General features: G+C 62.2%; 19 protein-coding genes. 16 read left to right on the top strand and 3 right to left on the bottom strand.

From position 1 onward, the window contains the following. Positions 1-99 precede the first annotated feature (99 nt). From radC to OP496_RS10565, 10 genes are all read left to right on the top strand, one after another. The gene (gene radC / locus OP496_RS10610; RefSeq protein WP_280563597.1) at positions 100-774 is read left to right on the top strand and encodes a DNA repair protein RadC; all 675 of its coding nucleotides are present in this window, start codon (positions 100-102) and stop codon (positions 772-774) included. Positions 775-945: 171 nt separating this feature from the next. Next, on the top strand, positions 946-1182 hold the full coding sequence (gene rpmB, locus OP496_RS10605; protein ID WP_280563596.1) for a 50S ribosomal protein L28: 237 nt from the start codon (positions 946-948) through the stop codon (positions 1180-1182). A gap of 29 nt (positions 1183-1211) precedes the next feature. After that, the gene (rpmG, locus tag OP496_RS10600) at positions 1212-1367 is read left to right on the top strand and encodes a 50S ribosomal protein L33 (RefSeq protein WP_011508261.1); all 156 of its coding nucleotides are present in this window, start codon (positions 1212-1214) and stop codon (positions 1365-1367) included. Between the two features lie 99 nt (positions 1368-1466). Continuing rightward, positions 1467-2282, top strand: coding sequence for a bifunctional DNA-formamidopyrimidine glycosylase/DNA-(apurinic or apyrimidinic site) lyase (gene mutM / locus OP496_RS10595; RefSeq protein ID WP_280563595.1), 816 nt, complete (start codon positions 1467-1469; stop codon positions 2280-2282). Positions 2283-2322: 40 nt separating this feature from the next. Then, the gene (locus OP496_RS10590) at positions 2323-3513 is read left to right on the top strand and encodes a class I SAM-dependent rRNA methyltransferase (protein ID WP_280563594.1); all 1191 of its coding nucleotides are present in this window, start codon (positions 2323-2325) and stop codon (positions 3511-3513) included. Between the two features lie 2 nt (positions 3514-3515). Then, on the top strand, positions 3516-3839 hold the full coding sequence (locus OP496_RS10585) for a DUF2007 domain-containing protein (protein ID WP_280563593.1): 324 nt from the start codon (positions 3516-3518) through the stop codon (positions 3837-3839). Positions 3840-4032: 193 nt separating this feature from the next. Beyond that, positions 4033-5148: an alanine dehydrogenase gene (gene ald, locus OP496_RS10580; protein ID WP_280563592.1), complete on the top strand. Its 1116-nt coding sequence runs from the start codon at positions 4033-4035 to the stop codon at positions 5146-5148. A 99-nt stretch (positions 5149-5247) separates the two neighbouring features. Next, a complete protein-coding gene (locus OP496_RS10575; protein WP_280563591.1) occupies positions 5248-6261 on the top strand; it encodes a tryptophan--tRNA ligase in 1014 nt (337 codons plus the stop codon). 179 nt (positions 6262-6440) lie between these two features. Beyond that, a complete protein-coding gene (locus OP496_RS10570) occupies positions 6441-7664 on the top strand; it encodes a YeeE/YedE family protein (RefSeq protein WP_280563590.1) in 1224 nt (407 codons plus the stop codon). A 155-nt stretch (positions 7665-7819) separates the two neighbouring features. After that, positions 7820-9505, top strand: a complete 1686-nt coding sequence (locus tag OP496_RS10565; RefSeq protein WP_280563589.1) for an NAD-dependent malic enzyme — start codon at positions 7820-7822, stop codon at positions 9503-9505. Positions 9506-9608: 103 nt separating this feature from the next. Here OP496_RS10565 and acnA read toward each other — a convergent pair whose 3' ends face one another. Next, the gene (gene acnA, locus OP496_RS10560) at positions 9609-12344 is read right to left on the bottom strand and encodes an aconitate hydratase AcnA (protein WP_280563588.1); all 2736 of its coding nucleotides are present in this window, start codon (positions 12342-12344) and stop codon (positions 9609-9611) included. A 338-nt stretch (positions 12345-12682) separates the two neighbouring features. On the opposite strand from acnA, the gene OP496_RS10555 reads away from it, so the two are divergent. The 5 genes from OP496_RS10555 (at position 12683) to OP496_RS10535 (ending at position 18748) form a co-directional block, all read left to right on the top strand. Beyond that, positions 12683-12892 (top strand): CPXCG motif-containing cysteine-rich protein, encoded by a 210-nt coding sequence (locus OP496_RS10555; protein ID WP_246919207.1) that lies wholly within the window; start codon positions 12683-12685, stop codon positions 12890-12892. Between the two features lie 163 nt (positions 12893-13055). Next, the gene (locus OP496_RS10550) at positions 13056-13658 is read left to right on the top strand and encodes a peroxiredoxin (protein WP_280563587.1); all 603 of its coding nucleotides are present in this window, start codon (positions 13056-13058) and stop codon (positions 13656-13658) included. A gap of 159 nt (positions 13659-13817) precedes the next feature. After that, positions 13818-14771 (top strand): thioredoxin-disulfide reductase, encoded by a 954-nt coding sequence (gene trxB / locus OP496_RS10545; RefSeq protein WP_280563586.1) that lies wholly within the window; start codon positions 13818-13820, stop codon positions 14769-14771. A gap of 141 nt (positions 14772-14912) precedes the next feature. After that, positions 14913-17135: a GNAT family N-acetyltransferase gene (locus OP496_RS10540; protein ID WP_280563585.1), complete on the top strand. Its 2223-nt coding sequence runs from the start codon at positions 14913-14915 to the stop codon at positions 17133-17135. Positions 17136-17284: 149 nt separating this feature from the next. Further along, positions 17285-18748, top strand: coding sequence for an aminoacyl-histidine dipeptidase (locus OP496_RS10535; RefSeq protein ID WP_280563584.1), 1464 nt, complete (start codon positions 17285-17287; stop codon positions 18746-18748). Position 18749: 1 nt separating this feature from the next. Here OP496_RS10535 and OP496_RS10530 read toward each other — a convergent pair whose 3' ends face one another. Next, positions 18750-19844, bottom strand: coding sequence for a phosphatase domain-containing protein (locus OP496_RS10530; protein ID WP_280563583.1), 1095 nt, complete (start codon positions 19842-19844; stop codon positions 18750-18752). Positions 19845-19936: 92 nt separating this feature from the next. Next, entirely contained in the window at positions 19937-20500 is a 564-nt protein-coding gene (locus tag OP496_RS10525) for a type 1 glutamine amidotransferase domain-containing protein (RefSeq protein ID WP_280563582.1), read from the bottom strand. A gap of 243 nt (positions 20501-20743) precedes the next feature. Between OP496_RS10525 and rmuC the strand changes: the two genes are divergently transcribed. After that, a complete protein-coding gene (gene rmuC, locus OP496_RS10520; RefSeq protein WP_280563581.1) occupies positions 20744-22222 on the top strand; it encodes a DNA recombination protein RmuC in 1479 nt (492 codons plus the stop codon). The last annotated feature ends 49 nt before the right edge of the window (positions 22223-22271 follow it).

Genomic DNA, 22271 nt, shown 5'->3' with positions numbered 1-22271 from the left:
GGTTGGAGGTGATCGGTGTGCGACGTTGTTATTTAATAAGATATTTCTGATATTATGTCTGAGTATGCCGTGACATCCGAAATCTGAGGGAAGCTGGCGATGGGAATACGCGATTGGCCGGAAGGCGAGCGCCCGCGTGAAAAGTTGCTCACCCTGGGGGCGCCGGTACTGTCGGATGCCGAGTTATTGGCGATTTTTCTGCGTGTCGGCGTGAAGGGGCGTTCGGCGGTGGACCTCGCACGTGACCTGCTGGTCGCTTTCGGAGGCCTGCGGCCGTTGCTGGAGGCCGATCAGGCGCGCTTTTGCGCGGAGCATGGCCTGGGAAAAGCCAAGTATGTGCAGCTTCAGGCCTCCCTGGAGCTGTCGCGGCGACACCTGGGGAGCTTGTTGGAGCGTGGCGGCGCCCTGACCTCGCCGGCCTTGGTGCGCCAGTTCTTGACCTCGCAGTTGCGTCACTTGCCCCATGAGGCGTTTGCGGCATTGTTCCTGGATACGCAGCACCGTGTGATCCGTTTCGAGACGCTGTCGGAAGGCACGCTCGATAGTGCCTCCGTCTACCCACGTGAGGTGTCGCGTCGGGCGCTGGCACTCAACGCAGGGGCCTTGATCTTTGCTCACAATCATCCCTCGGGCGTGGCCGAGCCGAGCGACGCCGACCGTCGGATCACCCGGCGGCTCAAGGAGGCGCTGGGACTTTTCGAGATCCGTGTGCTGGATCATTTCGTCGTCGGCGATGGTGAGGTAACATCGTTTGCCGAACGCGGATGGCTTTGAGGCCGTGCCCGCGATGCCAGGGGTTGGCCGTCCGTCGAGCCTCCACAAGCTTGCGGCAAGGCTTGACGTCTGGTATAAAGTACGCCCTTTGAATCAGGGCAGAAGGCGGTAGCCTGCCATTCCCGGTTTGCCCGACAGGTTTTGACAACTCGCCAGTGGTTGGAGGCTTCCATGTCCCAAGTATGTCAGGTTACCGGCAAGCGCCCGGTGACTGGTAACAATGTTTCTCACTCCCAGCGGAGAACACGTCGTCGCTTCTTGCCGAACTTGCACTCCCATCGTTTCTGGGTAGAAGCCGAAAAGCGCTTCGTCAGGCTGCGCGTTTCCTCCAAGGGCATGCGCATCATCGACAAGAAGGGCATTGAAGAAGTGCTCAGCGATATTCGCAAGCGTGGTGACCGCGTCTAAACACGCGTCCAAACAGGGAGTAATGATTCATGCGTGACAAGATCAAGATGGTGTCCAGCGCCGGAACCGGCCATTTTTACACCACCGACAAGAACAAGCGGAACACGCCGGACAAGCTCGAAATGAAAAAATTCGACCCGGTCGTCCGCAAGCACGTGATGTACAAGGAAGCCAAGATCAAGTGATCTTGGCCCTCCTTTGCCTCAGGTGACGTTCACCTGTCAGAAAAACCCGGGTCGCTCCGGGTTTTTTTATGTCAGCAAGAAAGATGGCGGGAAGCCAGCATGCCTGAACTCCCTGAAGTCGAGACGACGCGCCGCGGGATTGCGCCCTATATAGAGGGGCGCGAGATTCGTGAAGTCATCGTGCGCCAGCCACGCCTGCGCACGCCGGTGCCGGATGACCTGGCGGATATGCTCGTCGGTCAGCGAATCGGTACGCTAGGGCGGCGCGCCAAGTATCTGCTCATGCCCGTTGGTGAACGTACCCTGCTATGGCATCTGGGAATGTCCGGGAGCCTGCGTGTGGCGCGGCTTGGCGATATGCCCAGAAAGCACGATCATGTCGACTTGGTCGTGGAGGATGGCGCGATTTTGCGTTATCACGACCCTCGTCGTTTCGGCATCGTCGATTGGCTGCAGGGCTCGCCGGTCGACGATCCGCGTCTGGTGCGTCTGGGGCCCGAGCCGTTGTCGCCGGATTTCGACGGCGAGCGTCTCTATCGGCTTTCACGCAAGCGACGCATTGCCGTCAAGCCGTTTTTGATGGACAACGCCGTGGTGGTGGGGGTTGGCAATATCTACGCCAGCGAAGCGTTGTTTCTGGCGGGGATCGACCCCCGGCGTGCGGCGAGACGTATCTCTCGCGAGCGCTATGAGCGCCTGGCCGAGGCGGCACGCGAGGTGCTGGCGGCGGCGATCACGCAGGGCGGCACGACGCTTCGCGACTTTGTCAGCGGCACCGGCGAGCCCGGTTATTTCGCTCAGCGCCTCAACGTCTATGGGCGGCAAGAAGCGCCTTGCCGGCGTTGCGGTGAGCCTTTACGCTTGGCTACGCTGGGGCAGCGTGCCAGCGTTTTTTGTCCCCACTGTCAGCGCTGAGCGCTTCGCGCCGCGCGATATCTTTGCCAAGAGGTTTTCCGTGACTGAACGTCTACGCCTCAAGAAAAACGCCGATCGTCGTCTCAAGGCGGGCCATTTGTGGCTCTATTCCAACGAGATCGATATCGCGACCACGCCGCTGAAGGATTTCGAACCGGGCGCCCAGGCAGTCATCGAGGCCGCTAATGGCAAGCCGATGGGCATCGCCTACGTCAATCCGCATTCGCTGATCTGCGCGCGTATCGTGTCGCGGGATATGGATGTGCGTCTCGACCGTTCGCTGTTGGTCCACCGTTTCAAGCAGGCGTTGGGCCTACGCGCGCGGATGTTCGCCAAGCCTTTCTATCGCCTTATACATGGCGAGGGCGATCTGTTGCCGGGGCTCGTCGTCGATCGTTTCGATGACGTGCTGGTGGTGCAGCTCAATACCGTGGGCATGGACCGGCTGCGCGACGAGATCGTTGCCGCGCTCGAGAAAGTACTGGCGCCGCGCGCCATCGTATTCAAGAACGATTCGTCCGGGCGTCGTCAGGAACGGCTCGGCGACGAGGTCGAGGTCGCCTACGGTGAGCTGCCTGATCAAGTGCTGCTCGAGGAAAACGGTGTGCGCTTCGCGGTACCGGTGCTGGATGGCCAGAAAACCGGTTGGTTCTTCGATCACCGCGCCAACCGGGCATGGCTCAATGGCCTGGTCGCCGGCAAGCGCGTGCTGGATGTGTTCAGCTATGTGGGCGGTTGGGGTGTTCAGGCGGCCGCACATGGCGCTAGCGAGGTGCTGTGCGTGGATAGTTCCGCTCAGGCCCTGGAGCGTGTGGCCGATAACGCTGCGCTTAACGGCTTGGCCGAGCAAGTGGCCGTCGGTGAGGGCGAGGCCTTCGAGGCATTGGCAGCCCTCAAGGCGGAAGGCGAGCAATTCGATGTGATCGTGCTCGACCCGCCGGCCTTCATAAAGAAGCGCAAGGACATTTCCAACGGCGAGCGTGCCTATTCGCGGCTCAACCGTGAGGCGATTCGGCTACTGGGGCGCGACGGCATGCTGCTCTCGGCGTCGTGCTCTATGCACCTGACGCCGGAGCGCTTGATGGAGTGCGTGCGCGGCGCGGTCCGCCATCAGGACCGCCATGGGCAGGTCATCTATCAGGGCCACCAAGGGCTGGATCATCCCGTGCATCCCGCGATTCCCGAAACCGCCTACCTCAAGGCAATGGGTGTGCGGGTTTTCCGCAACTGATCATGACGTTGGATAGCGTTCGCGTCTTTCGGCATCCCAACGCGTTGCTGGTCAACCACGTGCACAACGTGTTGGCCAGCGCCGGGTTGGTGCCCGTGCTGCGCAACATGACGCTCGGCGGTGGCGCCGGCGAACTGCCGCCCGGTGAATGCGAGCCGGAGGTCTGGGTGCCGGCGGGGCATCGCCAGCGCGCTGAAGCGTTGGTCGATGATGCCCTCAACGGTCCCACTGAGGATTGCCCTGCCTGGCGTTGCCCTGCCTGTGGTGAATGGCTGGAAGGTGTCTTCGATACCTGCTGGCAGTGTGGCGAGGCACGTCCCGTTTAAGGTGAGCAGGGTATGCACGACCTGGCCGGCGTAAATCGTCCGGCCATGGACGTTGTCAGCGTAAAGTTTTCTATTAAAACGTGTTTTTATAGCGCGTCCTCCCGTTTTTTCTTCGCCTTCCCACCGATTCCTGTGCGTGTGCTGTAATGAATAGTCGTTGAGCCTATGTTGATCACGTCGTAAAGGAAGCGTCATGAAAATTGCCATACCCAAGGAAATCAAGAACCATGAGTATCGTGTCGCCTTGACGCCAAGCGTGGTGCGCGAACTGGTGGCACGCGGGCATCGCGTGGCAGTGCAGGCCTCGGCGGGCGAGGGAGCCGGCTTCCCTGACGCTGAGTATGAAGCGGCGGGAGCGCGTATCGAGCAAGATCTCGACGCGCTATGGGATAACGCCGAGTTGATCGTCAAGGTGAAGGAGCCTCAGCCGGAGGAGGTCAAGCGTCTCAAGCCGAGCCATACGCTTTTTACCTACCTGCATTTGGCCGCCGAAGAGTCGCTGACACGAGGGCTGATGGACAGCGAAGCGACCTGCATCGCCTACGAGACGATCACCGACGAAGAAGGCGGTTTGCCGCTTTTGGCACCGATGAGTCGTGTCGCCGGCCGCATGGCCATCCAAGCCGGCGCGCATAGCCTGGAAAAGGCCCAGGGCGGTGCGGGTATTCTGATTCCCGGAGTGCCCGGCGTGGCGCCGGCCAAGGTCACCGTGATTGGCGGTGGCGTGGTCGGGGAGAACGCTGCGCGCATGGCGCTGGGGCTGGGCGCGGATGTCACCGTGCTCGACAAGTCGCTGGAGCGGCTGGAAGTGCTCGACCATCGCTATCAAGGTCGTTTGAATACCGTGTACTCGACGGCGGACGCCCTGGAAACCGCGGCCCGCGAGTCGGATATCGTCGTCGGTGCGGTGCTGGTACCGGGCGCGCAGGCGCCAAAGCTAATCACTCGCCAGATGCTCGGCGACATGCGTCCGGGCAGTGTGCTGGTAGACGTGGCCATCGATCAGGGCGGCTGCTTCGAGACGAGCCGCGCGACGACCCACGCCGATCCCACCTATGTCGTGGATGGTGTGGTGCATTACTGCGTCGCCAACATGCCGGGCGCCGTGGCGCGTACCTCCACCCAGGCGTTGACCAATGCTACCTTGCCGTTCGTACTGGCACTGGCCGACAAAGGATGGCAAGGCGCCCTGGCGGAGGATCCTCACTTCCTCGAGGGCCTCAACGTCCATGCCGGACACATCACGCACTCGGCGGTGGCCCAGGCATTCGGTCTGGACGCGGTCGATCCCAAGAACCTGATGGTGTAGTGGCGGACGACGACGTTCCGGCTGGGCCCGGTCGCCTTGGCCGGGACGTCGTTGTACACTGGGCAGATTCTCACATTTCGTTGCGATCAGCCCAATTTCATGACCAAGACACGCGTTCTGACCGGCATCACCACCACCGGTACCCCGCATCTCGGCAATTATGTCGGGGCCATCAAACCGGCCATCGAGGCCAGCCAACGTCCCGATGTGGATTCCTTCTATTTCCTCGCGGATCTGCATGCGTTGATCAAGTGTCAGGATCCCAAGCGCGTGCAGCAATCGCGTCTGGAAATCGCCGCCACCTGGCTGGCGTTGGGCCTGGATACCGACAATGCTGTCTTCTACCGCCAGTCGGACATTCCCGAGATTCCCGAGCTTACCTGGATGCTGTCCTGCGTCTGTGCCAAGGGGCTGATGAACCGCGCCCATGCCTACAAGGCGGCGGTGGACGAGAACGAAGAGCTCGGCCATCAGGATATGGATAAGGGCGTGAGCATGGGGCTGTTCGGTTATCCGGTGCTGATGGCGGCGGATATCCTGATGTTCAATGCCACTAAAGTCCCGGTGGGGCGCGACCAGATCCAGCATATCGAGATGGCGCGCGATATGGGCGGGCGCTTCAACCATCTCTACAAGGGACAGTATTTCACGCTGCCCGAGGCGGTAGTCGACGACAAGGTAGAAGTATTGAACGGACTCGATGGCCGCAAGATGTCCAAGAGTTACAACAATACCATCCCGCTGTTCGTCTCGGAGAAGAAGCTCCAGAAGCTGGTGCGCAAGATCAAGACCAACTCCCTGGAGCCCGGCGAGCCCAAGGACCCCGATGGCTGCACGCTGTTTCAGATCTTCTCGTCGTTTGCCTCCGCCGAAGAGACCGCCACCATGCGGGCCGACTACGAGAACGGCATCGGCTGGGGCGAGGCCAAGGATCGGGTCTTCGAATATCTCAACGCGCACTTGCGCGAACCTCGCGAGCGGTATAATGCTCTGCTCGAAGACCCCGGGCATATCGAGAACGTGCTCAAGCAGGGCGCCGAAAAGGCCCGTGCCGAGGCGCAACCTCTCATGGAGCGTGTGCGCGAAGTCGCTGGCCTGGGGCGTTTCGTGTGACGCCTCATTGACGCTTCTTATCGGTGCGTCTTGCGCACTGCCAAAGCCCGTGTCACGAGACACGGGCTTTTTATATTGCCAAACGCTATAGCGTGAATGCGTTTTATGAATTTTTAAAAGGTCTGGGCAGGCGCTAAGATAGGCAACAATTTCCATTCAAACGATAACAGGAGGTTGCGATGCCTGACGCATCCAGTGTTTCGTCCGCTGCGCAGACGCCGCGTCGCGGCGTACCGCCGTTGGCATTGGCGGCGACAATCGTCTTGCTCCTGGGCGCCCTGGCCGTGGGCACGGCCTTCGGGGCGGCCACGGGGTTGCTCATGATCGTGGGGGGCGCCCTGGGCATGGTGCTCTATCATGCCGCCTTCGGCTTCACCTCCGCGTGGCGGGTGTTCATTACCGAGCGTCGTGGGCGAGGCTTGCGCGCGCAGATGGTCATGCTGGCCCTGGCGGTGGTGCTGTTCTTCCCGGCTCTGGGCGCGGGTACTCTGTTTGGCACGCCGGTTTCCGGCTATATCGCACCCATCGGGGTATCGGTCCTGGTCGGTGCATTCCTGTTCGGTCTGGGCATGCAGCTCGGCGGCGGCTGTGCCTCGGGAACCTTGTTCACGGTGGGCGGCGGCAATGCGCGCATGGTGATCACCCTGGTGTTTTTCATCATCGGCTCCTTGGTCGGTACGGCGCATTTTGCCTGGTGGCAGACGTGGCCGGCGTTCCAGCCGACGTCACTGCATGGCCTGTTCGGCGTGGGCGGCGGCATCGTCGTGAGCCTGGCGTTGTTCGCCGCGATCGCGGCGGTGACGGTGGCCATGGAAAGACGCCGGCACGGTCAGCTCGAACGGGCGCCACAGGTCGAGGCCGGCCGCTCGCGTTGGCTGCAAGGCCCTTGGCCGCTATTGGCCGGCGCAGTGGGTTTGGCGGTGCTCAATTTCATCACGCTGGCGCTCGCCGGACGCCCATGGGGCATTACCTCGGCGTTGGCGCTGTGGGGTGCCAAGGGCTTCGAGGCGTTAGGCGGCGACGTCAGCGGCTGGGGCTATTGGCAGGCGGCCGGCAATCAAGCGGCCTTGAACGCCAATGTCTGGAGCGATGTCACTACGGTCATGAACGTGGGGATTATTCTGGGGGCGATGGCCGCTGCAGCACTGGCGGGCCGTTTCGCGCCGAAATTCAACATCCCGCTACGTTCCGTGGTGGCGGCGGCCATCGGTGGATTCCTGCTGGGTTATGGGGCGCGCCTGGCGTTCGGGTGCAACATCGGCGCCTATTTCGGCGGCATTTCATCGGGTAGCTTGCACGGCTGGCTGTGGTTGGTCGCGGCGTTTGCCGGCAACATGCTGGGCGTGCGGCTACGCCCGTGGTTCTTCTCGGGCTCGGCACGCCCCGTGGCGCGCAGTGGCTGATGCGTATAATCGACACGCGCAAATGATGCACGGCGTCCCTTGAGGCGCCGTGCATCGTTGTGGCGTGCGCGGGTGGCAAGGCGGCGTGATATAGTGAAGCTCGAGCCGTGCGGAGCCCCAGGGCTCCGAGTTCCGTCACCTGCGTGAGGCAAACGATGAGCGAAACATCCAAGCGTCCCCTTTATATTCCTTATGCCGGCCCCTCACTGCTGGAGATGCCGCTACTCAACAAGGGCAGCGCCTTTACCAGCGAAGAGCGTGTCGAGTTCAACCTGGTGGGGTTGTTGCCGCAGAATGTCGAGAGCATCGAAGAGCAACTCGAGCGCGCTTATCACCAGTACACTTTGTGTCAGAACAACCTCGACAAGCACATTTATCTGCGGTCGATTCAGGACGATAACGAGACGCTGTTCTTCCGCCTGCTGGAAGAGCATCTCGAGGAAATGCTGCCGATCATCTATACCCCTACGGTAGGTGAGGCATGCGAAGAGTTCTCCAATATTTACCGTAATCACCGCGGGCTCTTCATCTCGTATCCCGACCGTCACCGCATGGACGATATCCTGCGTAGCGCTACCAAGGACAAGGTGCGCGTGATCGTGGCCACCGACGGTGAACGTATCCTGGGGCTAGGCGACCAGGGCATCGGGGGTATGGGCATCCCCATCGGCAAGCTGTCGCTGTATACCGCCTGCGGCGGCATCAGCCCGGCCTACACGCTGCCTATCGTGCTCGACGTGGGCACCAACAATCAGAAGCTGCTCGACGACCCCATGTACATGGGCTGGCGCCACCCACGGGTCAGTCAGGAAGAGTACGACGAGTTCATCGGTATGTTCATGGAGGCGCTGCAACGGCGCTGGCCCAACGTACTGTTGCAGTTCGAGGACTTCGCCCAGACCAACGCCATGCCGCTGCTCGAGCGTTATCGCGACCAGCTGTGCTGCTTCAACGACGATATCCAGGGTACGGCGTCGGTGTGCGTGGGCACGCTGCTGGCGGCCTGCAAGACCAAGGGCGAGGCGCTCAAGGATCAGACCATCGCGTTTCTCGGGGCCGGCTCTGCGGGCTGCGGTATCGCCGAGCAGATCGTCGTGGCGATGACGATGGAAGGTCTGAGCGAGGCCGAGGCGCGTCAGCGCATCTACATGATCGACCGTTTCGGGTTGTTGACCAGTGACATGGAGGGGCTCTACGACTTCCAGCAGCGTCTCGCGCACGAGACCGCCACCTTGAGCGACTGGGAGACCCAGGACCGCGACCTGCTCGACGTGGTGCGCAATGCCAAGCCTAGCGTATTGATCGGGGTTTCCGGGCAAAGCGGCCTGTTCACCGAGGAGGTGATCAAGACGCTGCACGCCGGCTGCGCTCAGCCGCTGGTGATGCCGCTTTCCAACCCGACGTCCAAGGTCGAGGCTGTTCCCCAGGACATTCTCGACTGGACTCGGGGCGAAGCGCTGGTAGCCACGGGCAGCCCCTTCCCGCCGGTGCGCGTCGGCGAGCGCGACGTGGCGATCGCCCAGTGCAACAACGCTTATATCTTCCCTGGCATCGGCCTGGGAGTCGTGGCGACCAACGCGTCCCGCGTCACCGACAAGATGCTGATGGCGGCTTCCAATGCGTTGGCCCAGCACGCGCCCATCGTCAAGACCGGAAAAGGCGCGCTGTTGCCTTCACTGAGCGACATCCGCGAGATCAGCAAGTACATCGCCTTCGCCGTTGCCAAGCAGGCCCAAGAGGAAAATGTCGCGCTGTCCTCTAGCGACGAAGCGCTGTGGAACGCCATCGAGCGTCACTTCTGGTATCCGCGTTACCGCACCTATCGTCGCCGCGCCTTCTAAACGCACGCCTTTCGACCCATCGACAAAAAACACCCCGCCGGCGATGCCGACGGGGTGTTGCTTTTTTATGGTACTAGATAGCGCTAGCTCAGCGCGCTATTGCTTACTGCAACATGCTGCGCAGCACATAGTGCAGAATGCCGCCGTGGCGATAGTAGGCCATCTCGTTGGCGGTATCGATGCGGCACAGCGCTTCGATCTTCTTCTCGCCTTTACTCGATGCGATGGTCACCTTGACCTTGGCGCCAGGCTCGATATCGGCGATGCCTTCGATGGACACCGTTTCGTCGCCGGTCATGCCCAGTGACTTACGGTCCTCGCCCTCGGGGAACTGCAGCGGCAATACGCCCATACCGATCAGGTTGGAGCGGTGGATGCGCTCGTAGGATTCGGCAAGCACGGCACGCACGCCGAGCAGCCGCGTACCCTTGGCCGCCCAGTCGCGGCTGGAGCCAGTACCGTATTCCTTGCCGGCGACCACCACCAGCGGCGTGTCCTTCTCGACGTATTTCATCGCCGCGTCGTAGATCGCCATCTGTTCGCCGCTGGGCACGTGGCGGGTATAGCCGCCCACGACGTCATCGAGCATCTCGTTTTTGATGCGTACGTTGGCGAAGGTGCCGCGCATCATCACTTCGTGGTTGCCGCGCCGTGAGCCGTAGGAATTGAAATCCGCAGGCTTGACGCCGTTTTCCTGCAGATAACGGCCGGCAGGGCTGTCGGGCTTGATCGCGCCGGCGGGCGAGATATGGTCGGTGGTCACCGAGTCGCCGAACATGGCCAGCACGTTGGCACTCTTGACGTCCTCCAGCGGCGCGGGTTCCTTACCCATGCCTTCGAAGAACGGCGGATGCTGGATGTAGGTGGACTTGTTGTTCCACGCGTAGACATCACTTTCCGGTACATCGAGCGACTTCCAGATCTCGTCACCCTCGAAGACCTCGCTGTATTCCTTGCGATACATCTCGGTTCTGACCTGTTCGACGGCTTCGGCGATCTCCGCCTGGCTGGGCCAGACATCCTTCAGATACACTGGATTGCCGTCTTGATCCTTGCCTAACGGATCCTTGGAAAGATCGATGCGCATGTTGCCGGCCAGGGCATAAGCCACGACTAGGGGCGGTGACGCCAGCCAGTTGGTGGGTACCAGCGGATGGATGCGGCCTTCGAAGTTACGGTTGCCGGAGAGCACTGAGGCTACCGTCAGATCGCCATCTTCGATGGCTTTCTCGATCGGCTCGTGCAAGGGGCCGGAGTTACCGATGCAGGTGGTGCAGCCATAGCCGACCAGGTTGAAGCCCAGTTCGTTGAGATCGCTCTGAGTGCCGCTGGCGTCGAGGTAGTCGGTAACCACCTTGGAGCCAGGTGCCAGTGATGTCTTGACCCACGGCTTGGTGGTGAGGCCCTTCTCGACGGCCTTGCGTGCCAACAATCCGGCGGCCAGCATCACGCTGGGGTTGGAGGTGTTGGTGCACGAGGTAATGGCGGCGATGACCACGGCGCCCGGGTTGAGCTTGAACTTCTCGCCATCGACCTCGCAAGCCTGGCTGTCTTCGTGCTCCAGACTCTCGTCGGTACCCACGGCGGTCTGCCCGCCTTCGGAGAGCCACTTGCCTTGCTCGGTGGACGCGACGTCCGGCTTGCGATCGCTGAGGATCTTCTCGAAGGTGGACTTCATGTCGGTCAGGGCGACACGGTCCTGCGGACGCTTGGGCCCGGCCAGACTGGACTCGACTTCGTTCATGTCGAGGTGCAGGGCATCGCTGAAGATCGGCTCGGCACCGGGTTCGCGCCACAGCCCCTGCGCCTTGGTATAGGCTTCGACGAGCTCGATCTGATGTTCGTCACGGCCGGTGAGGCGCATGTAGTTGAGCGTTTCTTCGTCGACCGGGAAGAACCCGCAGGTGGCACCGTATTCGGGCGCCATGTTGCCGATGGTGGCGCGGTCCGCCAGCGGTAGGTCCTTGAGGCCATCGCCGTAGAATTCGACGAATTTACCCACCACGCCTTTCTGGCGCAGCATCTGAGTGACCGTCAGCACCAGGTCGGTAGCGGTGATGCCTTCGCGCAGTTTGCCGGTGAGCTTGAAGCCGATGACCTCGGGGATCAGCATCGAGACCGGCTGGCCAAGCATCGCGGCCTCGGCTTCGATGCCGCCCACGCCCCAACCAAGGACGCCCAGGCCGTTGATCATGGTGGTGTGGGAATCGGTACCCACGAGTGTGTCCGGATAGGCGAACGTCTTGCCGTTTTCTTCCTTCGTCCACACCGTCTTGCCGAGATACTCCAGGTTGACTTGGTGGCAGATACCGGTACCCGGTGGCACGACGCGGAAATTATCGAACGCCTGCTGGCCCCAGCGCAGGAATTCGTAACGTTCGCGGTTGCGCTCCATTTCGATGGCGACGTTGTCCTTGAACGACGAAGGATCACCGTAGTGATCGACCATCACCGAGTGGTCGATGACCAGGTCCACGGGGGAGAGCGGGTTGATGCGGTCGGCAGATTCGCCGAGACGCTTGACGGCGTCGCGCATGGCGGCCAGGTCCACGACCCCGGGAACGCCGGTGAAGTCTTGCATCAGTACGCGTGCCGGACGATAGCCGATTTCGCGAGTGGAGCGTCCTTCCTTCTGCCAGTCGACGAGGGCCTGCATGTCGTCGGGGGAGACGCTTTCATCGTCGCCGTAGCGCAGCTGGTTCTCGAGCAATACCTTGAGTGTCATGGGCAGGCGCGAAGCGTCGCCGAACGCTTGGGCGGCCTTGTCAAGACTATAATAGTGGTAGGTATGATCGCCGACATCGAGTGTCGATAACGTATTCTGTGGAGCTTCGGACATGGGCCCCCCTCCTCATCAAAGCTGGACGATTTTTCATGGCGAACGCCGAACCACGTTGCCCTTGATATGCTGGAAAGGTCTGGAGACCATCCGATGGCTCGGTTCGCCGCGAGTCAGGTTCCTTCGACAATGTCTACAATATCATCGATACCGGAGATATTGTCATGATAAGCCTTTATTTCAAGCGCGCCCATGTTACCAAGGTGGCAAGTAGGCAATGCCTGAAGCGTGTCACACCAGTCTTGTGCGCGGATCTCGACGCATTGGCTTGAAAGAAGGCAAGAGTGGCCCGATATTCCTTCGGTAATGCGCCGTACTCGAGGACGCCAGGAGTCGGTATGAATGAAGAAATGTTGTTGTCATGGCCGGCGACGTGCCCTTATTGCGACGCCTCTTTCGAGATGTTGATCGATAGCAGTGTGGGTAGTCACGCTACTTGGGAAGATTGCCCTCAGTGCTGTGCGCCGATTCAGGTGCGTGTGACAGTATCGCCGTTCAGCGGCGAACTCGAGGACGTCATGCTAGGGCAAGACGACGACGTATTTTGAGTGCTGCCCTACGGGAATACCGCTATGGCAAGCACGGTATATCGGCCCGATAGGGAGTGCCTATATTGCCCATTGGGCCAATCAAATTGGCATAAGAGAATCCCGCCGGTAGTCTTGGCGGGGTTTAATCATAGTCATCCACCCAACTTTTCAGGAGAAACGAATGAGCGTATTGGTTGGACGTCAGGTACCCGATTTTGAAGCGGCAGCGGTTCTGGGCGATGGCACCATCGTCGACGACTTCAAGCTGTCTGAAACCAACGGCAAAATGCGTGTCGTCTTCTTCTGGCCGCTGGACTTTACCTTCGTTTGCCCGTCCGAGATCATCGCGCATGACAACCGTCTGGCGCAGTTCCGTGATCTCGGCGTTGAAGTGATCGGTGTATCCATCGACTCTCAGTTCACTCACCACGCATGGCGCAAGACTTCTCCCGAGAAGGGCGGCATTGGTGAAGTCGGCTTCCCGATGGTGGCTGACGTCAAGCACGAGATCACGCAAGCCTTCGGTATCGAGCATCCGGAAGCCGGCGTCGCCCTGCGCGCGTCCTTCCTGATCGACGAAGACGGTGTCGTCCAGCACCAGACCATCAACAACCTGCCGCTGGGCCGCAACGTCGACGAGATGCTGCGCATGGTCAAGGCGCTCCAGTTCCACCAGAAAAACGGTGAAGTCTGCCCCGCTGGCTGGGACGAAGGTCAGGAAGGTATGAAAGACACCGCCGAAGGCGTTGCCAAGTACCTGGGCACGCACTCCGACGAACTGTAAGCGTTGACACGTTTGCAACAAAGGGCGGCCAACAGGCCGCCTTTTGTGTCGACAAGCGTTTGCAGCGAATGGTGTGTGGCCTGCACGTAACGCGTGCATGCCACACAGCATTCTTTGGTCCAGTTGCCGGCCAGCGTATCCCGTAAGCGAGGTTTCCCCATGAGCGACGTGCGTCACGAACGACTGATCATTCTCGGTTCCGGCCCGGCCGGTTACACGGCGGCCGTCTATGCGGCACGTGCCAATCTCAAGCCGCTGCTGATTACCGGTATGCAGGCTGGCGGTCAGTTGACGACTACCACCGACGTGGACAACTGGCCGGGCGACACCGAAGGCGTTCAGGGACCGGAATTGATGGAGCGCATGCGTAGCCATGCCGAGCGTTTCGATACCGAGGTGCTATTCGATCATATCAACGAGGTCGAGCTGCGTGAGCGTCCGTTCGTGCTCAAGGGCGAAAACGGCACCTATACCTGCGATTCCTTGATCATTTCCACCGGTGCCAGCGCGCGTTACCTGGGGCTGCCATCGGAAGAGAAGTTCATGGGGCAGGGCGTATCTGCCTGCGCGACCTGCGATGGCTTCTTCTATCGCGGTCAGGAAGTCGTGGTTATCGGCGGGGGCAACACCGCCGTCGAGGAAGCGCTGTATCTGTCCAATATCGCGACCAAGGTCACGCTGGTGCATCGCCGCGATAGTCTGCGTGCCGAGAAGATCCTGCAGGATAAGCTGTTCGACAAAGTCGAGAATGGCAATATGGAAATCGTCTGGAACCACACCCTCGAGGAAGTGCTGGGTGACAACACCGGCGTCACCGGCGTGCGTTTGATCTCCACCGTCGATGGCGCTTCGCGCGAGATTCAGGCGCCGGGGCTGTTCGTCGCCATTGGCCATTCGCCGAATACGGGCATCTTCGAAGGCCAGCTGGACATGAACAGCGGCTATATTCGGGTCAAGTCGGGCCTCGACGGCAATGCCACCATGACCAGCGTGCCGGGTGTCTTTGCCTCCGGCGACGTGATGGACCACGTCTACCGTCAAGCGGTAACCTCTGCGGGTACCGGGTGCATGGCGGCGCTCGATGCTGAGCGCTACCTCGACGGCCTGGAGTGAGACCGCTTAGCCGCGCCGCGCGGTGACAGCCTGACGCCGACGACCTCGCCCGCGAATCGCTTCGCGGGCGTGCGTAGTTGTGAGAGTCTGTGAACGTTCGTGAGAGGCTGTCGAGGGCGGATACTGCAAGGGAGATGACGCATGAATGCCCCCTCGGATGACATGACGTCCTCCATCGCATGGCTGGATGCCTTGATCGACGCCTGCCGTGAACGTCGCCATCGCGGCATCATCTGGATACCTGCGTCTTCCGAGAAGGCACGTGCGCGTGCAATTTCTCTATGGCGAGCACGCACGTGGCAAGCACCCTTGTGGGTCGGTTCGGTCGCCCCCCAAGAAAGCATCGACGCGCTTGCTCCGCGTCAGGCACGCACCCGCCTGGGACGCGAGCATGATCTGATCATCATCGATGCCGGCGACGAACCGGGCTTCGATCCGGATGCCTTCGGGGCGTTGAGCGGTACGCTGCGTGCCGGTGGGCTGCTGGTCGTGCTGACGCCTGCGGAGTGGGCCGGCGGCCAGGCCCATCCGGATGCCGACTATGTGCGTCTGGCACATTGGCCTCATTCGCCGACGACTCTGAGCGCCCATTACCTGACGCGTCTGGCACGCGGCTTGCTCCGTGAGCCCAGCCTCTGGCGCTGGGCTGATGAGCACGCCACGCCGTGTTCCGGTCGCCTGCCCGAGGCGAGCGCGCCCACAGAGCCTTCTCTCGATGACGTCTGTATGACGCATGATCAGCAAGAGGCCGTGCATCGGCTGACGCGGCTGCGCCGTCGGCGCCCCGTGGTCCTGAGTGCCGATCGGGGACGTGGCAAGTCGGCCGCGCTGGGCATCGCTGCCGCGCGACGGCTGGCGGCAGGCGAAACAACGCTGTGGGTTACTGCACCACGTCGGGCAGCGATCGAGCCGTTGTTCGAGCGCTTGGCTGCTTTGTATCCCCATGGGCACCGCGCCGAGGCGCGCTTTCACGTCACACTGGAGGCGGGCGAGTGCGAGGTGCGCTTTCTCGCCCCGGACGCCATCATGGCGGCCCTGAGTGAGCCGGGCGTGGAGTGTCACGCGCCGCCGACGCTGTTCGTCGATGAGGCGGCGGCCATCCCCACGCCACTGTTGGCACGTTGGCTGGACGCTTTCCCACGTCTTGCTTTCGCCACCACCGTGCATGGTTACGAAGGCACCGGACGTGGCTTCCAGGTGCGTTTTTACGCGCGCCTATCGCGCCGTACGCCCGATTGGCGCGAGATCCATCTGCGCGAGCCGGTCCGCTGGGCCGATGGCGATCCTCTCGAGCGTCTGACCCGTGACATGCTGCTGCTCGATGCCGCGCCGGACGACGATGGCCAGGCCGAAGCGGCGCTGGCTGCCGCGCCACTGCGCATTCGCTGGCTCGACCGGGAGGCACTGGCCCATGACGAGCACGCCCTCGAGGCGCTGTTCGGTCTGCTGGTGCAGGCGCATTACCGCACCTCCCCGAGTGATTTGCGCCAACTGCTCGACGGCCCGGACGTGCAACTCGCGGCGGCTTATGTCGGCGATACCTGTCTCGGGGTATGCCAGGTGCAGGCGGAGGGCGGTTTTCCCGACGATCTGGCCGAGCGCGTCGTACTCGGCGAGCGTCGTCCCCGCGGTCATCTGCTGGCGCAGTCGTTGGCGGCACACGGTGGCTGGCAGACGGCGCTGACATCGCGCTGGTGGCGCATCATGCGCATCGCCGTGCATCCTGCCGTGCGGCGGCGTGGCGTGGGGCGGGCACTGGTCGAGGCCGTGGCCACTGCGGCTCGCATGCACGACGTCGCGCATCTGGGCGTGAGTTTCGGCGCCGAGGCGACACTGATCGCCTTCTGGCGGCGTTTGGGATTCATCTCGCTGCGTTTGGGGCTGACCCGCGAAGCGGCGAGCGGTGAACACGCGCTGATGATGGGGCAGGCGCTGACGATCCAGGCGGAAGCGTCGTTGTCGGCCTGGTCGGATGACTTCCAGCACCTGCTGCCGAGCCTGCTGGCCTTCGAGCTGGCGCATCTGGAGACCGATGTCGTCATGACGCTGCTGTACGAGGGAGCGGCGCCCGAGGTGAATGCCGATCTATGCGCACGCCTGGAGCGCTTCGCGCAGGGCGGCGGTGAGCTGGCCCTCGCACGGCCCTGGCTGTGTCGGGTCTGGCTGGCCTGGTGGCGCCGCCAGCCGCAGGAAGCTGCCGACGAGATGCCGGACGAGGACACAAGAGCACTGCACGATTGGGCCGCGACGTTGTTCCAGGGGCGTGATGTCGAGGCGACGCGTGCGATGGGACGCCAGGCCCGGCTCGCCCACTGGCGCCGCCTGTCGGGCATCTTGCAGTGTCGCTTGCATCCGACGCCATGACTGTCGCTGTCGGTGGGCTTGCGTTGCGCGATTCAGCGCGTAAGGTGTCATGACGCCCGACACGTGCTGCGTCGTCATTCCTTGATCGTTTGTCGTTACCGGGAGACGTGGCGCGCGATGTCGGCGGCTCCCAACAGGAACGATTTCCCATGAACGATCATCTTCTGCAACTCTCTCCCGAACCGCTGTGGCGCCATTTCCGCACGTTGTGCAATACGCCGCGTCCCTCCGGTCATGAACAGCGTCTGGTAGAGACGCTCACCGCCTGGGCCGACGAACGCGGATTGACGCATGAACGCGACGCCGCCGGTAACCTCAAGATTCGCAAGCCAGCCTCTAAGGGATGCGAGGCGTTTCCCGGCGTCATCCTGCAGGGGCATCTGGATATGGTCGCCCAGGCCAATGCCGATCACCCGCATGATTTTACCCGCGATGCGCTCGACACCTACGTCGAAGACGGATGGCTGCATGCCCATGAGACCACCCTGGGCGCGGACAACGGCATGGGGGTGGCCGCTGCGCTGGCGATCCTCGAGGACGATACCTTGCGCCATGGCCCGCTCGAGGTGTTGTTCACGCTGGAAGAAGAAGCCTCCATGCGCGGTGCGCTGGGACTCGACGAGGGCTGGCTGCAGGGGCGTTATCTGCTCAATCTCGACTCCGAGGATCGTGGGCAGGTGTATATCGGATGTGCCGGCGGGGCCGATGTGGTCGTCGGTGCGCGGCTGCCCACGCGGGATCTCGGCGAGGGCGAAATCGTGCGACGCGTTGCTTTGACCGGGCTAGTGGGCGGCCACTCGGGTATCGACATCCACAAAGGGCGCGGCAACGCCAATCGCTTGCTGGTGCGGGTTCTGCGCGCCCTGGAACCGTTCGGTGCCTGCCTCGTCGCCTATCACGGCGGCACGCTGCGCAATGCGCTGCCGCGCGAGGCCTTCGCCAGCATCGCGCTACCCGCCGACGAAGAAGACGCGGTCACGCAGCGGCTGGCCGAACTGCAGGCCGAACTTGCCAGCGAACTGGCGGGAATCGACGAAGACGTGCAACTCGCCCTTGAGCCCGGCGAGCCCGAGGCGCCACTCACTGAGGCTGCCAGTCGCCTGCTGATCGCGGCGCTGCATGTGGCGCCGTGCGGCGTCGAGCGCATGAGCGTTGAAGTGCCGGGCGTGGTGGAAACGTCCAACAATCTGGGCGTGGTCAAGCTCGAGGCCGGGCGTTTCCATCTATGCGCTCTGGTACGCTCGTTGCGTGATAGCGCCACACAAGATCTCGCTGACCGCTTCCGGGCACTGTTCTCGCTGATCGGCGCCGAAACGCGGGTCGAGAACGCCTATCCCGGCTGGACGCCGGACCCCGAGAGCACGCTGTTGGCGCGCTTTCGTCGTCTGCACCTCGAGCAGACTGGAGTCGACCCGGACGTGAAGGTCATCCACGCCGGGCTTGAATGCGGCATTCTCGGTGGCAAGTACCCGCAGTTGGAGATGATCTCCTTCGGTCCCTTGATCCGCGGCGCCCACTCACCAGCGGAGCGGGTCGAACTCGATTCCGTGGATGAGTTCTGGCAAGTCCTGCGTGCCGTGATCGAAGACTTGGCCACGGCGCGAGCGGCGTGAATCAGCGCGACGCTTGACGTACCGCTTCCAGCCCCGTCTCGGAGATATAACCTCGGTCGCGCGCATGCGCGGCCATGGCGGCACTGTCATCGCTCAGCAGCAGCTCACAATCGGTATGTTCGATCTCCTCGCGCAGTCGGGCGATGGCCGCTTCGCGGTCGGGCTTGCGGTCGACGCGGCGGATGTAGATCGTCTTCACGCGGTCCGGGTTCTCCTTGACGATACGCGTGTAGATTTCGGGATCGTGCTGACCGCTATCCCCGATCAGCACGCAGGGCAACGTGTCGAACAACGTGAGCATCTGCGTGATCAAGTCGTACTTATGATCCTCGGCGCGGCGTGGCCAGGGATGGCGCCAGGAAATCCCCCATTCGCGCAGGAAAAGGATCGGCCCGACGGGAATGTGGTTGAGCTGGAAGAACGCCTCGAGCACCTCGTAGATGCTCCAAGGGCCTCGCGAGACGTAGAGTATCGGTCGCCGTGAGTCGCCCGCCGTGCCCGCATGCAAGGCCTGATAGAGTTCGGCAACGCCGGGAAAGGCGGTGCGTCGATGCGCCTTCTCGACGAATAGGCGATACAGCATACGCAGCTTGTCGGCGACGCCGGTGTACATCACCGTGTCGTCGATGTCGCTGATCACCATTAGATCGGTATTTGGTGGTGGAATATAGACATCGGCGCGCGAGCGGACGTTGTCGCGGTCGGCCGTCATGACCTCGAGCTCGGCACGATGCCATGAAACGTGCTCGTCGAGCGGAATGTCGAGCGGCAGGCGGACATCGAAATAGCCGTCGTGGTCGGTGGTGACGGTGGCGCTATTGTCGCCCAGACGAATACGCACCTCGGCATCCGGAAAACCGCGCCGTGCCAGGCGTCGAGTCACGTCTGCGGCGTCGCGTAGCGCCCCGCGTCTAGGGATGACGCGCGCCAGCCCTACCTGACGGAAGACCCGCCCCATCAGGAACGCCTCGCGATGCGTGCCGTAACCACGATAGGGATGGACGACCGGCCCGCCTTGACCGCGATCCGATTTCATCGGCCTCGCGAAGATCCGTAACAGGCTCTTGACGGCGAAATGCAGGCGTCGTGAAGGCATTCGAATGCCGCGTCGCGGGCCGCCGCTCTCGGCGGTACGCAAAACGTCCGCCTCATGCGAGGCGGACGTCGATTGTGGTCGGTGGGGAGCCATCAGGCGTGCTGTCCGCTATGGCGACCTTCGGCTAGCTCCTCGATCAGTTTGGCATTGAAAGCGTCCATGTCTTGGGGCGTGCGACTGGTAACCAAGCCGTTATCGACGACGACCGGCTCATCGACCCATTGGGCGCCAGCGTTCTTGAGGTCTTGTCCCACGGAGGCGACCGAGGTCATCTTGCGCCCGTCGACGACATCGGCGTTGATCAGGATCCACGGTGCATGGCAGATCGCAGCCACTGGCTTGCCCGCTTCGAAGAAGCCATGCACGAAGGCGAGCGCTTTTTCGTTGAGGCGCAGTTCATCGGGATTGAAGAGCCCGCCGGGCAGCACCAGCGCGTGATAAGTGGTGGCGTTGACATCGCTCAAGGCCTTGTCGGCCTCGTAGGTGTCGCCCCAGTCGGTTTCGGCCCAGGCACGAATGCCTTTGCCTTCGGGGGTGACCACTTGCACCTCGACGCCCTGACTCTTCAAGGCGGCACGCGGTGCGGAAAGTTCGGATTCCTCGAAACCGTCGGTGGCGAGGATGGCGACACGTTTACCTGACTGCGATTGACTCATCGTGACCTCCTGGTCGTGATGCTTCATGGATGACAGCAGCCACCACCGGGCGATCCTAGTCCGGTATCAGGCAGCTTCACTGATTGAGTTTGGGCCATCAAGGCGGGACTTCAAGCCCCGGGCCGCTTGCGTCATGCGGCGGAGTGGGGGAAGGTGGCGCGCGCGAAGTGTTTAATCGAGTATCTAGTCGAGAGTTTTCACTGAACGTTTCAATCGAAAGTTTTCATTGCCGGTATCACGCCCATGTCCAGCATGTTCCCTGTCGCTTATCTTCTCCTTCTTGCGGCTGTCCTGGTGCTCGCCGCGCTGACGCTCGGTATAGCATGGCGACGTGAACGCACGCGTCGCGAAACGGCCGAGCACGAGGCCGAGCGTGCCCAGCGTCACTATGCCGAAACCGAGGAAACACGTGCTCGGTTGGAGCGCGAACTGGCCCAGAGCGATGCCCAACTAGACGCCGTGCGCGAGCAGAGCCTCGAGACCCAGCGCCTGTTGGGGCAACGCGAACGCGATCTAGATGACCGCCAGGAGCAACTCGCGGCGCTACGCGAACGGCATGGTCGCTTGGAAACGCAGCTCGAACAGGAGCGCTCCCATCATGCCGAGAAGCTCGCCCTGCTCGAGGAGGCGCGGACACGTCTCACCAAGGACTTCGAGGCGTTGGCGGGGCGGATCTTCGAGGAACGCCAGCAAACGTTCAATACCCAGAGTCGCGAGAATCTCGAGGCCATGCTGGCGCCTTTTCGCGAGCAGGTAGGCGACTTCCGGGCGCGCCTGGAGGAAATCCATGGCCAATCGCTGCGCGAGCGCTCGACCCTCAAGACGCAGATCGAGCATCTCTCCTCGCTGAATCGCCAGATCACCGAGGAAGCCGCCAACTTGACGCGCGCGCTCAAGGGCGATAAGAAGATGCAGGGCGATTGGGGCGAGGTGATACTCGAATCGGTGCTCGAGCGCTCGGGGCTGCGCCGTGATATCGAATACAAGCGCGAGGTCTCGGTGGAGGGAGAGTCGGGGCGTCAGCGTCCCGACGCGGTTATCTACCTGCCCGACAATCGCCACCTGATCGTCGATGCCAAGGTCTCGCTCAACGCCTATGTGCGCTACGTCAACGCCGAGGATGACGCGACGCGTACACAGGCATTGAAGGACCATGTCCAGGCGGTGCGTGCGCATATCGACACGCTCTCCGGGCGCGACTATCCGCACTTGCCGGGGCTGAACTCACCGGATTTCGTGTTCCTGTTCATGCCCGTCGAACCGGCGTTCGCGGTGGCCTTCCAGCATGATGAAACGCTCTTCCAGGACGCCTTCTCGCGCGACATCGTGGTGGTCACGCCGACCACGCTGCTGGCGAGCTTGAGAACCGTGGCCAGTCTCTGGACGCTGGAGCGCCAGAACGACAACGCCCGCGTCATCGCCGCACGGGCGGGCAAGTTGCTCGACAAGTTTCGTGGCTTCGTGGATAGCCTCGAGGACGTTGGCCGACATCTGGAGCGCGCCGACAGTAGCTACCGGCAAGCGATGGGGCGCCTTTCAACAGGGCAGGGGAGCCTGGTCAGCCAGGCGCTGATGCTCAAGCGTCTCGGCGTGCGCATGAAGCGCGACCTGCCAACGCATCTGACTGAGCAGGTGGACGCTGAAGAACTGGACGACATGGCGGACGACGAGCCCGACGCTGAAGATAGCTCTTCCGGCGACGAGACACGTGGGGAGTCCTAATGACACCGCCCGGCACAAGGCCGGGCGGTGTCTTGAACGGAATGACCTA

The organism is Chromohalobacter sp. 48-RD10 (assembly GCF_029889785.1).
Taxonomy (GTDB): domain Bacteria; phylum Pseudomonadota; class Gammaproteobacteria; order Pseudomonadales; family Halomonadaceae; genus Chromohalobacter.
Note: the sequence above shows the minus strand (reverse complement) of the source record. Positions and strands in the feature narration are given on the sequence as shown.

Excerpts from the sequence above, each read along its gene's own strand:
- radC (WP_280563597.1), top strand. The coding sequence starts at position 100 with ATGGGAATACGCGATTGGCCGGAAGGCGAGCGCCCGCGTGAAAAGTTG.
- rpmB (WP_280563596.1), top strand. The coding sequence starts at position 946 with ATGTCCCAAGTATGTCAGGTTACCGGCAAGCGCCCGGTGACTGGTAAC.
- rpmG (WP_011508261.1), top strand. The coding sequence starts at position 1,212 with ATGCGTGACAAGATCAAGATGGTGTCCAGCGCCGGAACCGGCCATTTT.
- mutM (WP_280563595.1), top strand. The coding sequence starts at position 1,467 with ATGCCTGAACTCCCTGAAGTCGAGACGACGCGCCGCGGGATTGCGCCC.
- OP496_RS10585 (WP_280563593.1), top strand. The coding sequence starts at position 3,516 with ATGACGTTGGATAGCGTTCGCGTCTTTCGGCATCCCAACGCGTTGCTG.
- ald (WP_280563592.1), top strand. The coding sequence starts at position 4,033 with ATGAAAATTGCCATACCCAAGGAAATCAAGAACCATGAGTATCGTGTC.
- OP496_RS10575 (WP_280563591.1), top strand. The coding sequence starts at position 5,248 with ATGACCAAGACACGCGTTCTGACCGGCATCACCACCACCGGTACCCCG.
- OP496_RS10570 (WP_280563590.1), top strand. The coding sequence starts at position 6,441 with ATGCCTGACGCATCCAGTGTTTCGTCCGCTGCGCAGACGCCGCGTCGC.
- OP496_RS10565 (WP_280563589.1), top strand. The coding sequence starts at position 7,820 with ATGAGCGAAACATCCAAGCGTCCCCTTTATATTCCTTATGCCGGCCCC.
- acnA (WP_280563588.1), bottom strand. The coding sequence starts at position 12,344 with ATGTCCGAAGCTCCACAGAATACGTTATCGACACTCGATGTCGGCGAT.
- OP496_RS10555 (WP_246919207.1), top strand. The coding sequence starts at position 12,683 with ATGAATGAAGAAATGTTGTTGTCATGGCCGGCGACGTGCCCTTATTGC.
- OP496_RS10550 (WP_280563587.1), top strand. The coding sequence starts at position 13,056 with ATGAGCGTATTGGTTGGACGTCAGGTACCCGATTTTGAAGCGGCAGCG.
- trxB (WP_280563586.1), top strand. The coding sequence starts at position 13,818 with ATGAGCGACGTGCGTCACGAACGACTGATCATTCTCGGTTCCGGCCCG.
- OP496_RS10540 (WP_280563585.1), top strand. The coding sequence starts at position 14,913 with ATGAATGCCCCCTCGGATGACATGACGTCCTCCATCGCATGGCTGGAT.
- OP496_RS10535 (WP_280563584.1), top strand. The coding sequence starts at position 17,285 with ATGAACGATCATCTTCTGCAACTCTCTCCCGAACCGCTGTGGCGCCAT.
- OP496_RS10530 (WP_280563583.1), bottom strand. The coding sequence starts at position 19,844 with ATGCCTTCACGACGCCTGCATTTCGCCGTCAAGAGCCTGTTACGGATC.
- OP496_RS10525 (WP_280563582.1), bottom strand. The coding sequence starts at position 20,500 with ATGAGTCAATCGCAGTCAGGTAAACGTGTCGCCATCCTCGCCACCGAC.
- rmuC (WP_280563581.1), top strand. The coding sequence starts at position 20,744 with ATGTCCAGCATGTTCCCTGTCGCTTATCTTCTCCTTCTTGCGGCTGTC.